Below are 15,195 nucleotides of genomic sequence, written 5' to 3'. Positions count from 1 at the left end.
GCCGCTGCTGGGCGACGATGAGCGGCACTATCTGCTGCATGAACTCAACGCGACCGAAGCGGCCTACCCGCATGAGCAGTGCATCCACCAGCTGTTCGAGGAACAGGCCGAACGCACGCCCGATAAGGTGGCGCTGGTGTGCGAAGACCGTTCGCTGACCTACCGCGAACTGAACGAGCGTGCCAACCAGCTGGCGCACTGCCTGCTGGAGCAGGGTGTGGCGGCCGACACGCTGGTGGGACTGTATGTCGAACGCAGCATCGAGATGGTGGTTGGCGTGCTGGCCATCCTTAAGGCCGGCGGCGCCTATGTACCGCTGGACCCGGCCTATCCGCGCGAGCGGCTGGCCTATATGCTGGGCGACTCCCGGCCTCCGGTGGTGCTGATCCAGCCGCAACTGCGGGCCAATCTGCCGCTCGACGGTGCCAAGGTGGTCAGCCTGGACAGCGGCTGGCAGGCGCTGTCCGGCTATCGCCGCGACAATCCGCGCACAGCGGTGCAGCCTGCCCACCTGGCCTACGTGATCTACACATCCGGCTCGACCGGTCGTCCCAAGGGTGTCCGCATTTGCCGGCGTAACCTGACCAATTTCATCTGCGCCATGCAAAAGGCGCCCGGCATGCAGGCGGCCGACGTGCTGCTTAGCGTAACCTCGCTCTCTTTCGATATCGCGGCGCTGGAGATCTATTTGCCGCTGACGGTAGGTGCGACCACCGTCATCGTGTCGCGCGATAGCGCAGCGCACCCGGAAAAACTAGCGGAAGCATCGGCGCGCCACAGGGTGTCGCTGATGCAGGCCACGCCGTCCACCTGGCGCATGCTGGTCGATTCCGGCTGCTTCCCCTTCGCGCCAGGCCTCAGGATACTCTGCGGCGGCGAGGCTATGCCCTGGGATCTGGCACAGCAACTGCTGGAACGCGCGCCCGTGGTGTGGAATATGTACGGTCCAACGGAAACCACCATCTGGTCGACCGTGCATAAGCTTACGCGTGCGGACATGGCCGTCACGATCGGCCGGCCGATTGCCAACACCCGGCTCTATATCCTCGATGCCTGGCTCCAGCCGGTGCCGCTCGGTGTCGCCGGCGAGCTCCATATTGCCGGCGACGGCGTGGCCGATGGCTACCTCAACCAGGACGAATTGACACGAAGCCGTTTCATCGGCGATCCCTTCGGTGCGCCTGGCGCCACCATGTACAAGACAGGCGACCTGGCCCGCTACAAGGCGGACGGGGCGGTCGATTACCTGGGCCGGCTGGACCAGCAGGTCAAGATTCGCGGCTTCCGCATCGAACTGGGCGAGATCGAAAACCGGCTCGTTGAGCATGAGCAGGTCGGCGCCGCCGTGGTGCTTGCCAGGCCCGACGCAGCAGGCGGGCAGCGCCTGCTTGCTTATGTGAGCATGACGGCGGCGGCCCGCCTCGCCGCCCAGGCAGCGGTGGCCAGCCTGAAGAGCTGGTTGACGCAGGCGCTGCCGGAGTTCATGGTGCCGCCGCATGTGATGGTGATCGATGCGTGGCCGTTGACCCCCAACGGCAAAATCGACCGCAAGGCCTTGCCGGAGCCGGATGCGCGAGATCTGCAGGGCGCGTATGCCGCTCCGGCAACGGCAACCGAAGTGCGGCTGGTGGCCCTGTGGGCGGAATTGCTTGAGCTGGACGGCAGCCGCATCGGCACCGACGCCAGTTTCTTTGCGCTGGGCGGCCATTCGCTGATGCTGGTGCGGCTGGTGTCCCGAATCGACGGCCAGTTCCAGGTCCGGCTCGATATCCGCGATCTGTTCGAGATGAGCACGATTGCAAGGATTGCAGCCTTGATTGACGACGTCCTCGCGCTGCGCCATCCCGGCGCCCACCTGTCACCGACGCCAGGCGAAGAACTGGCCGAGTTCGAAATTTAGCGGGGAAACATTGTTGAATCTGTTCAATCTGTTGAAGCTGTCCAAGCGTTTTCCTTTGCTGACGCGATTTATCCTCCTCGTGCTGCTGGTGCTGTCCGGAGGCTACTATGTTTGTACCCGGCTGCTGGGCAGCACGCTGCCGCCGGAGCGGATGCAGCTGTTTCCGGATGGGGCGCTGTCCCCGGTCTTCATGGCGCGCGACGTCAACGGCGTGCCGCATATCCGGGCGCGGACGGACGAGGATGCGTTTTTTGCCATCGGCTACGCCCATGCGCAGGACCGACTCTGGCAACTGGAACTGCAGCGCCGCACCGTCCACGGCGAGCTGAGCGAGCTGTTCGGCCGGGAGACCCTGAAGCAGGATATCTGGTACCGCTCGCTGAACCTGCATGCCGCCGCGCAGAGCGCCTGGCCGGCGCTGAGCGACCAGGCCAGGCGCTCGCTGCAGAAGTATGTCGACGGCGTCAACGCGGGCATGGCCGCCCAGTCCGAATTGCCGGTCGAGTTCAGGCAGGCCGGTATCGCGCCGCAGCGCTGGACGGTCTACGATTCCCTCGCCAGACTGAAGCTGTTCGCGCTCAATCTCAGCGGAAGCTTCCAGCTCGACCTGACGCGCGAAGCGGCGCGCCAGACCCTGACTACGGCGCAGTTGCGCACGCTGTTCCCCGATGACGCGCTGGAGGGTACTCCCGCCGTCAGGGTGGACCAGGCCCGCGAAAGCGCCGGTGCCGCCGCGCTGTTGCCGCTGCGCGAAGCCGGTCTGGCACCGCCGCCGTGGGGCGCGCCGACGGCGGCTGGCGGAAATGCTTGGGCCGTGGCCGGTCGCCACGGCGAGGCTGGCGCGGCGCTGCTGGCCAACGATCTCCAGCTTGAGCTGCAAATCCCCTCGCCGTGGTACGCCGTGCATGCGAAAGGGGAGCGGCTCGCCGTGTCTGGGATGAGCCTGGTCGGCGTACCCCTGGTGATCTTCGGCCGCAACGATAGAATCAGTTGGGGCGGCGCCAGCCTGCGGGCCGACAGCCAGGACGTCTACTTCGAGAACACCGACCCGGACGATGCTAGCCGCTACCAGGCGCAGGGGCAGTGGCTGCCGTTCGTGACGCGCAAGGAGACCATCCAGGTTCGGGCCGAGAGCGGCAGTGCCCTGGTCGGCGCGCAGCAGCGCACGGTCAGCGTGGTCCTTCGCGCGACCAAGAACGGTCCGCTCATCTCGGATCAATTCGCCGGATTCGATCGGCCGGTTTCCTTGCGCTGGGTCGGCTTTGATTCGGGCGATACCAGCTATGAGGCTTGGTACCGTTTGCAGTTCGCCGCCGACTGGCAGGACTTCCGCGCAGCGCTGAGCGTGCATGCGACGCCCGCGCTGAAAATGGTATATGCCGACATCGACGGCAATATTGGCGCTATCGCCGCCGGCAAGGTGCCGGTCAGGAAGCAAGGCGGCGGCGCGCTGCCGGCGCCCGGCTGGGATCAGCGTTTCGCCTGGGCCGGTTATGTTCCGGCCGCGCGCCTGCCTGCGGTGTACAACCCGGCGACCGGATTTGTCGTCGCTGCAAATCAGCAGGAAGCCGGCGCCGGCAATTCTGACTTCATCGGCCGGGACTGGGCCTCGCCCGCGCGCGCCGAGCGCATCGCGCAACTACTCCAGGAGCGCCTGCAGGCCGGAAAGCGGCTCGGTCCAGCCGATATGAAGCGCATCCAGGGCGACGATGTCGACCTCGACGCCGCCGCCCTGGCTGCTGAGCTAGTGACGATGCGCCCGGACGGGGCGGCACAGGCCAAGGCGCTCGACCTGCTGCGAGGATGGAATGGCACGATGGCGGCCGACAGCCAGCCGGCCGCGATCTTCAACGTCTGGACGCGCCATTTGCGCAAGCGGCTGCTGGGCGATAAATTGCAGCAGTATTGGAACCGCCCCGAACAGGGCGGCTATCTGCGCAGCCTGGACCAGCAGATGGGCACGCGAGCGCTGCGGCAGGCGCTGGCCGAATGCAGAACGGTATGGCGGCCGGCCACGGCGGCCGGCTGCGACGGCCTGCTGCAGCCGGCCCTCCAGGCGGCGCTCGATGAAATTGGCAAGATCACCGGCAGCCGCAGCATGGCCGACTGGCGATGGGGCGCGTTGCAGCGGGGCGTCTACGCCCATCCCTCGCAAGACACATGGCGGCCGTTCAATGGCCTGTTCGAACGCGGGACGGCCCAGGGCGGCAGCCCGAATACCGTCAATGCGGCGGACAGCATCTTTATCGACCGGCAAGGCTTTGAACAACGGACGGGGGTCAGCTTTCGCCAGGTGTTCAGCCTGGGAGAGGGCGGTATCGTGCATGAATTCATGAACTCGACCGGCCAGTCCGGCAATGTGGCGAGCCGCCACTATGCCGACATGGTCGAGCCATTCTCCCGGCTCGAATACACCCGGCTCGCGCCCGACGAGACGGCCGGCCGCGCGCGTAGCCTTGCCGCTGCCGCTGCCGGCGCCGTGTCTCACCAAGGATCTTCCCGATGAATCTGTTTTCCCTACTCGCCAAGAACGCGCCCAACAAGGTCTTTTTCTCTATCATCGTGGGCATTTTGTCCGGGGTCGTGTACTCGCTGCTGATCCCGCTGGTCATGGCCTCGCTGGACGGAGGGGACGCGCTCGAAGGCGCAGGCTCGGGCCGCGCGCTCTGGTTCGGCATGGAGATCACCAACCCCTCGATGGCGCTGATATTTACTGCGGCGCTGCTGTTCATCTGGGCTTCCCGGACCTGGGTCGACATCACCATGACCAGGGTATCGATGGCGGCCACGTCCGAGCTGCGCATCCAGATGTACTACCGCATCGCGCATGCGCCCCTGGCGGCGATCGAAAAGATCGGATTGCCCCGGCTCGTCACGGCGATCGCCAGCGACATGCCGGCCGTGGTCACCGGCGCGCAAACGGCGCAGACCATGTTGATCGATATGGTGACCCTGATCGGAATGCTGAGCTTTCTCGCCTATGTGCACACGGCGGTGTTCTGGTTCGTGTTGAAGTGCATCATTTTTGGCGTGCTGAGCTACCAGCTGATCTTCGTCTTCGCCGACCGCTACTTCTTTCGCGTCGCGAAAATCAACGATTCCCTGCAACGCTCGGTTCATGGACTCATGCATGGCTTCAAGGAGCTCAAGCTGAGCGACGACAAGCGCCACGCGTATTTTAAGCAGGCCCTGCTGGCGACCGAGAGCGAGCTGCTCGCCGCCCAGCGGCCGGGCAACAACATCCACAGCGCGGCCGCCAACTATGGCCTGATGCTGAACTTCCTGTTCCTCGGCTCGATTGCCTTCATTTTTGTTAGCTACCATTCGCTCAGCGCGCAGAGCCTGTCGAGCATCATGATGGTGATGCTGTATATCTCCATGCCGATCGGCTCGGTGACGTCGAAGATCCCTGGGTTCACCTACGCCAAGGTCGCCATCGGCCGCGTCAACGCGCTGCTGGCCGAGCTGCCGCAGGAACCGGTGGCGCAGGAAGCGTACCAGGCGCGCGCCTGGGACAGCGTGCGGTTTGAGCACGTGGTCTACGAGCATGAGGGGGAGGAGGGGGCCGGATTCGCGGTCGGGCCGATCAACCTGGAGTTTTGCAAAGGTGAGATCACCTTCATCGTTGGCGGCAACGGTTCCGGCAAATCGACGCTGAGTAAATTGCTGACGCTGCATTATCACGCCAGCGGCGGCGCGATCTATTTTGGCGGGCAGCGCATCACCAACGAGAACATGAACTCCTACCGCCAGAGCATCTGCGCGATCTACTCCGATTACTACCTGTTCGACCGCATCCTGGCGGCCGGGCACGACCAGGATAAAGAGGAGAAGGTCGAGTACTACCTGAAGCAGCTCGGCCTCGACAAAAAGGTCAACTACCATGACGGCCGCTTCTCGACACTGTCCCTATCCGACGGGCAGCGGCGGCGGATGGCCCTAGTGGCGGCATTTGTGGAAGACCGTGAGCTGTATCTGTTCGATGAGTGGGCCGCCGACCAGGACCCGAGCTTCAAGGATATCTTCTATCGGGAAATTCTGCCGTCGCTGAAAGCGAAGGGGAAGGCCGTGGTGGTGATTTCGCACGATGACCGTTACTTCGACGTGGCTGACAAGCTCATCGTCATGTGCGAGGGTCAGTTGCAGTCTTCCAACCGGCCAGCTGGCCTGCTTTCCGGGCAGGCCAGGGAGTAATGCCGTTAAGTTAATCGATACGGAAATTGTTTACCCTGCACTGCGGCGAGCTGGGGGCAGACCCCATGTGGGTCTGCCCCCGACCTCTGAGAGGGAGGCCGCCGCTCAATCGCACGAATGCTTCTTAACTGAACGGCATTAAGGCCGGAGAGGCGCTCCAATCAGCCCGAAATCGTCGTTTCGCATCTGCGGAAAGACGCCCTGTCCGCGCTGCGCTTATGCGACTTCAAGGTAGAGCTCATTCGTCGTGCCCAACGGGGACTGCCACGATTCGTAGGTCTTTCTGGCCCAGCTGGTCTTCACTCCCCCCTGCATGCCTTTTTTGTATTTGAGTATCAGCATATGCAGGTGGGTGACGCCGCGGCGCGCAGCCTCGTCTTTCATTTGATCGATCGTGGCGTTGTCTTCCTTGAAAATATCCACGAAACGGTCGACAAAGCCCGCGTAGCTGATGGGCTGCAGGTCCAGTACGATTTCCACTTCGGCACCGGGCAGATATTGTTCGATCATTTCATGCAGCATGAAGGGCGAATGGCGGTCGCCAGGGGCCATGGTCACCATCTGGAATGTCCCGCCATCATTGAGCACGCCGTTTATTCCCTTGAGCAGTTCCTCGACAAAAGTCAGGCCATAAATTCCGGCGGCGGAATTAAAGTAGTATTCCATGCCGGGAGGAGTCGGTTCGAACGGCGGATTGGAATAAATGAAGTCAAACTGTTTGTCGCGCAGGGGGGAAAAGATGTCTTTCGCGTCGCCGTCGATAATATTCAAGCGATCCCCAACGCCATTTAGCACGCAATTGAAGCCAGTCAGTATTTTTGCCCTTGGATTGATTTCAAGGCCGGAGCAGTAGCTGGCGCCATTGAGCAGGCAAAAAATGCTCAGTACCCCGGAGCCGAGCCCGACCTCAAGCACATGGCGCCCTTTGATATCGTCCAGGTTGGTGTAATCCATAAAGAACACCTGCTCGGGCTGAAGAGGAATGACCTGGTCGATGGACTTGTATTCGAAGGAATCGGTCAGTATGGTCATCGACAACGCGCTGTCATCGCGCTTCCTGTAGCCGCTCTGGACCGACAGCAGGTCCGCCAATCCCCCCACCTCGGCTGCCTGCGTAATGTAATACTCATTGAGTGAGGGGCTGGTCTGCTTTCCCTCCACAGAAAATATGGTCTTCTTTAATGGGTTAACCTTTGCCGATGAAGCTGTATTAAGCGTGTCCGAAGCCATTCCTTGCCATCCCTCCAAAAAGTAAAAAAATTCCCAGTATGTCCGCATGGCCGGCCGGGAGCGCCATGCCGCCATTTCAGGCGTACCCAAGCGAAATCGGGCCGTGGGCGTAACCCTTTATCGCAATATTTCCTAGCTGTTTTTACATTGCTTTAAATAGTACAATATAATACAATCTTTTCAAATCTGAAAGTTAGCCTGATTCATCGTTGCTGAAATGTCGAAGGCTAACCGCGACATGACCGCCCCCTAAGTCCTCCGATACTGGGTGCTCAAAGTGGGGGGCTCAAAGGGGGGCGCATTCTTATCAGTTTTGCGCTATTTGAAATTTTTTCAGGTGCTTTATTGATGGCAGTGAATTTTCTCCCGATTGAACGGGTCCGGAATTTTTCGAAACATGATTTTGAAACCGCCATCTTGCGCGACCGGCCCGTCATCGTCGAAGACGCGGTGCAGGGATGGAATGCCTGCGCCAGCTGGACACCTGATTATCTGACAAAAAAAATAGGTGACTTGCGCATCGGCGTCAGGACTTCGTCCACCCATTTCCATCCCGATTTCGAACGCATGCGCGCCGAATGGAATCGTCCCTTGTTGTTGCGGCTGCTGGGCCATCTTGGCCGGCGCATCATCGGGCGCGGCCGCACTGATGACGGCGAGCAGATGGCGTTTGGCCAATTGCTGAAGCTGCTGACCACGTCACCGGAAGCATACCGTTATCTTGCCGGCGCCGAAGAACTCGGCATCCTGCGCGAGGGCGTCTGGAACGATGCGTTTGCCGAGCTGCGCGCCGACTACGACGTGCCCGCCTATGTGCCGCAATCCAGGCTCGACAGCGCGGCCCTGTGGGTCAGCGCGAAAGGCGTCCGCTCCCACCTGCATTACGATGGCAACTGCCTGCACAACCTCAATGCCCAGGTCGCCGGCAGCAAGCAGGTACAACTTTACTCTCCCGAGCTGATGGGCCAGGTCTACCCCTACCTGCACTCGAACGGCCATCCCTACACCTTTTCACAGGTCAACGTCGAAGACGTCGATCACCACCAATTCCCGCGCTTCTCCGAACTGGAGGGTTACGAGGGAACGCTCAAGGCAGGCGATCTGTTGTTCATCCCTGCTTACTGGTATCACACTTTCAAGCACCTCGGTGATTTCAACGTCAATGTCAACTTCTGGTGGCGCGCGGACTTCGTTCGCCTGACACCGGTTTCCGCGCGAGATTATTTCGGCGGATTGGCCTTCGATGTGCTTGCCGAGTCAAAGATTCCCCCGATCTGGTTGACCGGCTGGTTCCGCAAGATGGAACGCCGCCTCACCCAGGTTCGCTAGCGTGCAGCGGCACTTCAGTTATCGCCGGGCCGGCCTTCGTACAGTGAGTTTCAGTGAAAGGTAGAAGAATTTATGTCGGTTTACATCTTAGGCGTCAATTGTGCATACCATGAATCGTCGGTGGCCCTGGTGACGGAGCGCGGCATCGTCGCGGCGATCGAAGAGGAACGTATCAACCGGATCAAGCACGCTAAGCCTGCGCTGGTCAGCAATTCCGACGAGCTGCCTGTCGGTGCGCTCAATTATTGCCTGAAGATGGGCAGCGTGGCGCTCTCCCAGGTCGACTATATCGCCTTCTCTTTCAATCCGCCGAAGCGGTTGGAGCACAACCTCATCGCCGACGACAAGGTCATCGACGGCAGCTGGGGCAGCCGGGCCGGCGAGACGTTGTTCCACGACAAGCTGATGGGCATTCCGTCCCGCTTCCGCGAGATGGGCTTCCGCGGCGAATTCGTGTTCGTCGACCACAGCATGGCGCACGCGGCTTCCGCATTTTTCCCTTCCTCCTTCCAAGACAGTGCGATCATTTCCGTGGACGGCATCGGTGAGATTGAGTCGACCACGCTGGCGTTGGGCAGGGATGAACGGATCAGCGTGCTTGAGCAGATCGGTTACCCGCATTCGCTGGGCTTCCTTTGGGAGAAAATCTCCCAGTATCTTGGCATGTCCGAGTATGATGCCTGTAAGGTGATGAGCCTGGCGTCGTTCGGTGACGCTGAGCGCTTCTATAGCCAGTACCGCAGCTTCATCGACGTCACCAAGGGTGGCTTCAAGCTCGATGCCGACCTGTGCCAGTTCCGCTCCGACGACTTTTCGGCGCTCGAACAGTTGTTCGGCCTGCCCATGATCGGCAGTTACCAGCCAGTCTCGCGCGACTACATGGATGTGGCCGCTGGAGTGCAAAAGATCACCACCGAAATCCTGTTGAACCTGGCCCATCACGCCCATGAGCTGACCGGCTCCAGGCAGTTGTGCCTGGCCGGCGGCGTCGCGCTGAACTGCGTCACCAACACGGCGATATTCGAACAAGGCCCCTTCGAGCAGATCTTTGTCCAGCCAGCGGCCAATGACGCCGGCACCTCGCTGGGCGCGGCGCTGCATGTGTATCACGAGCTGTTCCGCGGCAAGGGCGGCAGCGCCTTCCATACGCGCGACACCTATCTTGGTCCCGAGTTCAATCAAGCCGAGATACGCGAATCGCTAGACGAACTCGGCGTGGTCTACAGCACGCCTGGGCAGTTGGTGGACGAGGTGGCGACCCTGATCAGCCACGGCCAGGTGGTCGGCTGGTTCCAGGGTCGCATGGAATTTGGCCCGCGTGCACTGGGCAACCGCAGCCTGCTGGCTGACCCGCGCAATCCGGAGATGGTCAAGCGCATGAACCGTCTGGTCAAGCACCGCGAGGACCATCGTCCGTTCTGCCCAAGCGTGCTGGCCGAAGACGTCAAGGAGTGGTTTGTCACCAGCAAGGACGCCATCAGCGCCCAGTACATGCTGATGGCCTATCCGGTCCAGGAAAGCAAGCGCGCGCTGATTCCGGCGGTCGTTCACGTCGACGGGACCAGCCGCATCCAGGCGGTGGACCAGCGGGTCAATCCCCGATACCACGCGCTGATCGCTAGCTTCAAGCAAAAAACGGGCGTGCCGCTTCTGCTTAACACCTCCTTCAATGACCGCGAACCTATCGTCTGCACGCCCGAGGACGCGATCAAGACCTTCCTCAGGACGGAAATCGATTTTCTGGTCATCGGTGATTTCCTGTTGCGCAAGCAGGACAACCGGCAGACCGAACCTACCGACTCCAGCGAATGCTTCGCCTGATGCCCTGATGCCCTGAAGCAGGGCAATGTCTGCTCGACGGCCGGACACGGAAACGTGTGCGCCGTCGGGCTTGCCATTTCCGCCGCTTTGCCCATACAAGAAGACTTTTGCTAGAGAGAGAACCGTATGAATGCTCGGGAGTTGTTGGCCTTTTTCAGGCGCCGTTCCGTCGAATTGCATGTCGTCGACCGGAAGATCAAGTTCAAGGCGCCGGGCGACATCGTGACTCCGGACATCCTGGCGGCTCTGAAGGCGCACAAGGACGAGATTCTGGCCCTGCTCAGCCCTGCGCCGGCGATGCCGCGGCGGGCCGCGAACCGCTGCCAGACCTCGTTTGCCCAGCAGCGCCTCTGGTTCATCGACCGGATCGTGCAGGGCAGCGCGATCTACCATATTCCGGTGTGCCTGCGCTTGCTGGGACGTCTGGACCGCGCTGCGCTTGAGCGCACGCTGAACGAGGTGGTGCACCGTCACGAGGCATTGCGCACCACCTTCGATACCGCCGACGGCATGCCGGTGCAGGTCATCGCTCCCGAGCTGCGGCTGGCGATCCCGGTCACCGATCTGGGCGCGCTGTCGTCCAGCGAGCGCCGTGCCAAGACCGAATGGCTGGCGCAGGACGAGGCGCAGGCTCCGTTCGACCTGTACACCGGGCCGCTGCTGCGCGCCAGGCTGATCGCCCTTGGCGAAAGCGAGCATATGTTCCTGCTGACCGTACACCATATCGTCGCGGACGGCTGGTCGATGGGGGTGCTGGTCAGGGAAGTGGCGGCCCTGTACAGCGCCTTCGTCGGCGCGGCGGCGCCGTTGCTGCCGGAGCTGGCGGTCCAGTATGCCGACTACGCGCACTGGCAGCGCCAGTGGCTGGAGGGCGAGGTGCTGCAGCATCAACTGGCGTACTGGAAGGTGCAACTGCGCGGCGCGCCGACGCTGCTCACGCTGCCCACCGACCGTCCGCGTCCCCCGATGCAGACCTACCAAGGCGCCAGCGTGCGGGTGGCCATCGGGGCGCAGACCAGTGCCGCGCTGCATCGGCTTGGCCAGCAGACCCAGGGCACGCTGTTCATGACCCTGACGGCGGCGTTCAGTATCCTGCTAAGCCGCTACGCCGGCCAGGACGACATCTGCATCGGCACCCCGATCGCTAACCGACAGCGGGCGGAGGTCGAGCCTCTGATCGGCTTCTTCGCCAATACGCTGGTGCTGCGCACGCAGGTCGATGCGGCCAGCAGTTTCAATGCGCTGCTCGAACAAGTCAGGGCCAGCACGCTGGACGCCTACGCGCACCAGGACGTGCCGTTCGAACAGCTGGTGGAAGCCTTGAAACCCGAACGTCATGGCAGCTACAGCCCGCTGTTCCAGGTGATGTTCGTGTTGCAGAACGCGCCGATGGACAAGCTGGAATTGCCAGGGCTGGAACTGCAGCTGGTCGAGCGCGAGCAGAATGGGGCCAAGTTCGATCTGACCCTGACGCTGGCGGAGTCGCCCGATGGACTACGCGGCGACATCGAATACAACACCGACCTGTTCGAGCGCGCCACCATTGAGCGGATGGTCGGCCATTTCGTGCTCCTGCTGGAAGCGATCGTCGCCAATCCGCATGCGCCGGTGTGCGAGCTGGACATGTTGGCAGAGCGCGAGCGGCGCCAATTGCTAGTCGAGTGGAACCAGACCGCGCAAGACTATGAGCACGACCACACGCTGCACGCGCTGTTCGAGGCGCAGGTGGCGCGAACGCCCGGGAATCCGGCCGTTCAATTTGAAGGCCAGGTACTGAGCTACCGCGAGCTCAACGAGCGGGCCAACCGTCTGGCCCACTACCTGCGCAGGCGGGGCGTGGGCCAGGATACCGTGGTCGGGCTGTGCGTCGAACGCTGCGCTGACATGGTGGCCGGCATGCTTGGCGTACTCAAGGCGGGCGGCGCCTACTTGCCGCTCGATCCCGCCAATCCGCAGGAACGCCTGGCCTATATGGTCTCGAACGCGGCGCCCGCCGTGATCCTGACCCAGGAACATCTGCGTGCGGACCTGCCGCAAGTGGCGGGCGGCGTATTCTGCCTGGACAGCCAGTGGCAGGAGCTGGTCGGCGAATCGCCGGACAATCCGGTGCAGCAGGGCGATGCCGGCAGCACCGCGTACGTGATTTATACCTCCGGCTCGACCGGCCGGCCCAAGGGCGTGCGCGGCGGACACCGGGCAATGGTCAACCGGCTGCGCTGGATGGAGCGTCATGCGCATCCGGCCGCCGACGAGGTGTTCTGCCAAAAGACCACGATTGCCTTTGTCGACCACGTGGCCGAAGTGTTCCAGCCCTTGTTGTGCGGATTGCCGCTGCTGGTGATCCCCGCCGAACAGGTCAGGGACCCTGCCAGTCTGTCCGAGGCGATTTGCGCCGGCCGCGTGACGCGGCTGACGGTCGTGCCCTCGCTGCTGCAAGTGCTGCTCGACGACGCGATTGCGCCGCAGTTGCGGGGCCTGCGTTATGTGGTGTCGAGCGGCGAAGCGTTGACGCTGCGCACCGCCAGGGCATTCCGGCGCTGCCTGCCGGGCACCCGCCTGCTCAATCTGTACGGTTCCACCGAGGTCGGAGCCGATGCAACCTGCTTTGAATTTGCGCCCCTGTCCGACCATCCCGATTTGATGCAGTACTTTGTGGAGCAGGGGCAGCCACCCTGCAATCCAGCGCTGGCATGGGGTATGGGCCAGTCCGGCGCGCCCGTCTGGCCGGCGCTGAGCATCGGCGAACTGGCTGCCTCGTTCGGGCACGCCGCCATTCCAGATCGGCCCATGCCGCTGGACGAGTATGCGCGCAGCGTCAATGAACAAGTCCTCCCCAACCTGATCGATGTGTCGTCCGACCGCTTCATTGGACACATGACGTCCAAACTGCCCAGCTTTGTCACCGAGATCGGCCGGCTGATCACGCAGCTCAATCAGAACGTGGTGAAGATCGAGACGTCGAAGGGAATGACCTTCCTGGAGCGCCAGGTGCTCGCTTCGATGCACCAGCTGTTCTTCGGTCTGGAGGACAACTACTACGCCGGCTATTGTCAGGACCCTGCGCATGTATTTGGCGTGGTGGTCGGTGGCGGCAGCGTTGCCAACGTCACCGCCCTCTGGTATGCGCGCAATCGGGCCTTGCTGGGCCGTGGCATCCAGAAGAGAGATCTGGTGAGGGAGGGATACCAGAAGTCATTGGCCGCCCTGGGCTTTGAGCGCGGCGTGATTCTGGGAACGCGCTTGCTGCATTACTCCATCAAGAAGGCCATCAGCGTATTTGGTATCGGCCAGGAGAGCTTCATCGAGGTCGCGCAGGACGACCGCCAGCGCATGTCGATGGCGGACCTGGAGCGATGCATCGAGGTGTGCCGCCAGATGAACTACCTGATCCTCGCCATCGTCGGCGTGGCCGGCGCGACCGAAACCGGCACCATCGATCCGCTTGAGCAGATCGCGGCAATGGCGCAGCGGCATGGCATCCACTTTCATGTTGATGCTGCCTGGGGCGGCGCATTCCAGTTCTCGGCGAAGCACCGCTGCAAGCTTGCCGGCATCGAGCACGCCGATTCGCTCACCCTGTGCCCGCATAAGCAGCTGTTCCTCCCGCAGGGCATCAGTCTGTGCCTGTTCCGTGACACAAGTGGCGTCGCCGCGATTGCCACCCACGCCGAATATCAGGCCCAGCAGGGAAGCTACGACCTCGGTCAATATTCGCTGGAAGGTTCGCGGCCGGCGAATGCCTTGTTCCTGCATGCTAGCCTGCGTCTGATTTCAAAGCAGGGCTACGCCTGGCTGATTGACCAGAGCATGGAAAAGACCCTGAGCCTGGTTCGCACGATCGAGCAGTCTCCTTGCTTCGAGCTGGCGGGCGGCCAGCCTGAACTCAACATCGTCAATTACCGTTATCTGCCCTCTCACCTGCGCGGCAAGAAAGGGCAGGGTTATACGGCCGACGAGCACGAGGCGATCAGCGATGCCGTCGAGCGTATCCAGAAGCTGCAGTTCGACCAGGGAAAGACCTTTGTCTCGCGCACCAGGATACTGCTGCCTGCGGTTGCCGACGCACCGCTGTCGGTGTTCCGCGTGGTGCTGTCGAACCCATTGACGACGCTGGCCAGCATCAAGGAGGTCCTGGACGATCAATTGCGTATCGCCCAGGAGCTGATCGAGCCGAAGGGCGTCCAACACCCCGCGCTGGAAACCGATATTGAGGCCGCGCAGTCCGATACCGATAGCTGGCTAGTTCCGATTGGCCGCCCGATTGCGAATTGCAAGGTCTACTTGCTGGACGCCTGGCACAAGCTGGTGGCGCAGGGGGTTATCGGCGAGATGTATATAGGTGGTGATTGTCTGGCGCGTGACTATCTGGGTGATACTGCTTTGACCGGGGCACGATTCATTGGCAATCCATTCTCCGACGATCCGGCCGATCGCCTGTTCAAGACGGGAGACCTGGCCCGCTGGAGCTCCGATGGCAGGATCGAATATAAAGGACGCCGAGATTTTCAGGTGAAGCTGCGCGGTTTCCGTATCGAGCTAGGGGAAATCGAAAGCCAGCTGCTGGCCTGCGCGGACGTGCGCGAGGCAGTGGTCGTCGCGCGCGAGGATGTCCCCGGCGACAAGCGGCTGGTGGCGTATGTGGTGGCCGGGCCGGATGCGCAATTGTCGGTCGCGCAGTTGCAGGCGCAATTGCAGGCGCAGCTTCCCGATTACATGGTGCC

Annotated in this window: 7 protein-coding genes; 6 read left to right on the top strand and 1 reads right to left on the bottom strand. The window is 62.1% G+C overall.

Annotated elements, in window-relative coordinates; all coding sequences use genetic code 11:
• The 3 genes from O3301_RS28435 to O3301_RS28425 all read left to right on the top strand — a co-directional run.
• The coding region (locus O3301_RS28435; protein WP_305058138.1) for an amino acid adenylation domain-containing protein at positions 1 to 1,900 on the top strand (1,900 nt) is incomplete at its 5' end.
• Between the two features lie 13 nt (positions 1,901 to 1,913).
• Positions 1,914 to 4,406: a penicillin acylase family protein gene (locus O3301_RS28430; protein WP_305058137.1), complete on the top strand. Its 2,493-nt coding sequence runs from the start codon at positions 1,914 to 1,916 to the stop codon at positions 4,404 to 4,406.
• Positions 4,403 to 6,094, top strand: a complete 1,692-nt coding sequence (locus O3301_RS28425) for a cyclic peptide export ABC transporter (RefSeq protein WP_305058136.1) — start codon at positions 4,403 to 4,405, stop codon at positions 6,092 to 6,094. The genes O3301_RS28430 and O3301_RS28425 overlap by 4 nt, the downstream gene beginning before the upstream one ends.
• A 216-nt stretch (positions 6,095 to 6,310) precedes the next feature.
• Here O3301_RS28425 and O3301_RS28420 read toward each other — a convergent pair whose 3' ends face one another.
• Positions 6,311 to 7,414, bottom strand: a complete 1,104-nt coding sequence (locus O3301_RS28420) for a methyltransferase (protein WP_289916188.1) — start codon at positions 7,412 to 7,414, stop codon at positions 6,311 to 6,313.
• Positions 7,415 to 7,672: 258 nt separating this feature from the next.
• Here O3301_RS28420 and O3301_RS28415 point away from each other — a divergent pair, with 258 nt between their 5' ends.
• The 3 genes from O3301_RS28415 to O3301_RS28405 all read left to right on the top strand — a co-directional run.
• Positions 7,673 to 8,653, top strand: coding sequence for a cupin-like domain-containing protein (locus O3301_RS28415; RefSeq protein ID WP_305058135.1), 981 nt, complete (start codon positions 7,673 to 7,675; stop codon positions 8,651 to 8,653).
• 72 nt (positions 8,654 to 8,725) lie between these two features.
• Positions 8,726 to 10,474 carry a carbamoyltransferase C-terminal domain-containing protein gene (locus O3301_RS28410; protein WP_289916187.1) on the top strand — a complete coding sequence of 583 codons (1,749 nt, stop codon included), beginning with the start codon at positions 8,726 to 8,728 and terminating at the stop codon, positions 10,472 to 10,474.
• Between the two features lie 126 nt (positions 10,475 to 10,600).
• Positions 10,601 to 15,195 (top strand): aminotransferase class V-fold PLP-dependent enzyme (locus tag O3301_RS28405; RefSeq protein ID WP_305058134.1); only part of this gene is annotated, 4,595 nt, incomplete at its 3' end.

Origin of the sequence: Janthinobacterium sp. SUN211 (assembly GCF_030587315.1) — a bacterium.
Taxonomy (GTDB): Bacteria; Pseudomonadota; Gammaproteobacteria; order Burkholderiales; family Burkholderiaceae_D; genus Janthinobacterium; species Janthinobacterium kumbetense.
Note: the sequence above shows the minus strand (reverse complement) of the source record. Positions and strands in the feature narration are given on the sequence as shown.

Bases quoted from the DNA above. Each gene is read 5' to 3' on its own strand.
- O3301_RS28410 (WP_289916187.1), top strand. From the start codon at position 8,726: ATGTCGGTTTACATCTTAGGCGTCAATTGTGCATACCATGAATCGTCG.
- O3301_RS28425 (WP_305058136.1), top strand. From the start codon at position 4,403: ATGAATCTGTTTTCCCTACTCGCCAAGAACGCGCCCAACAAGGTCTTT.
- O3301_RS28415 (WP_305058135.1), top strand. From the start codon at position 7,673: ATGGCAGTGAATTTTCTCCCGATTGAACGGGTCCGGAATTTTTCGAAA.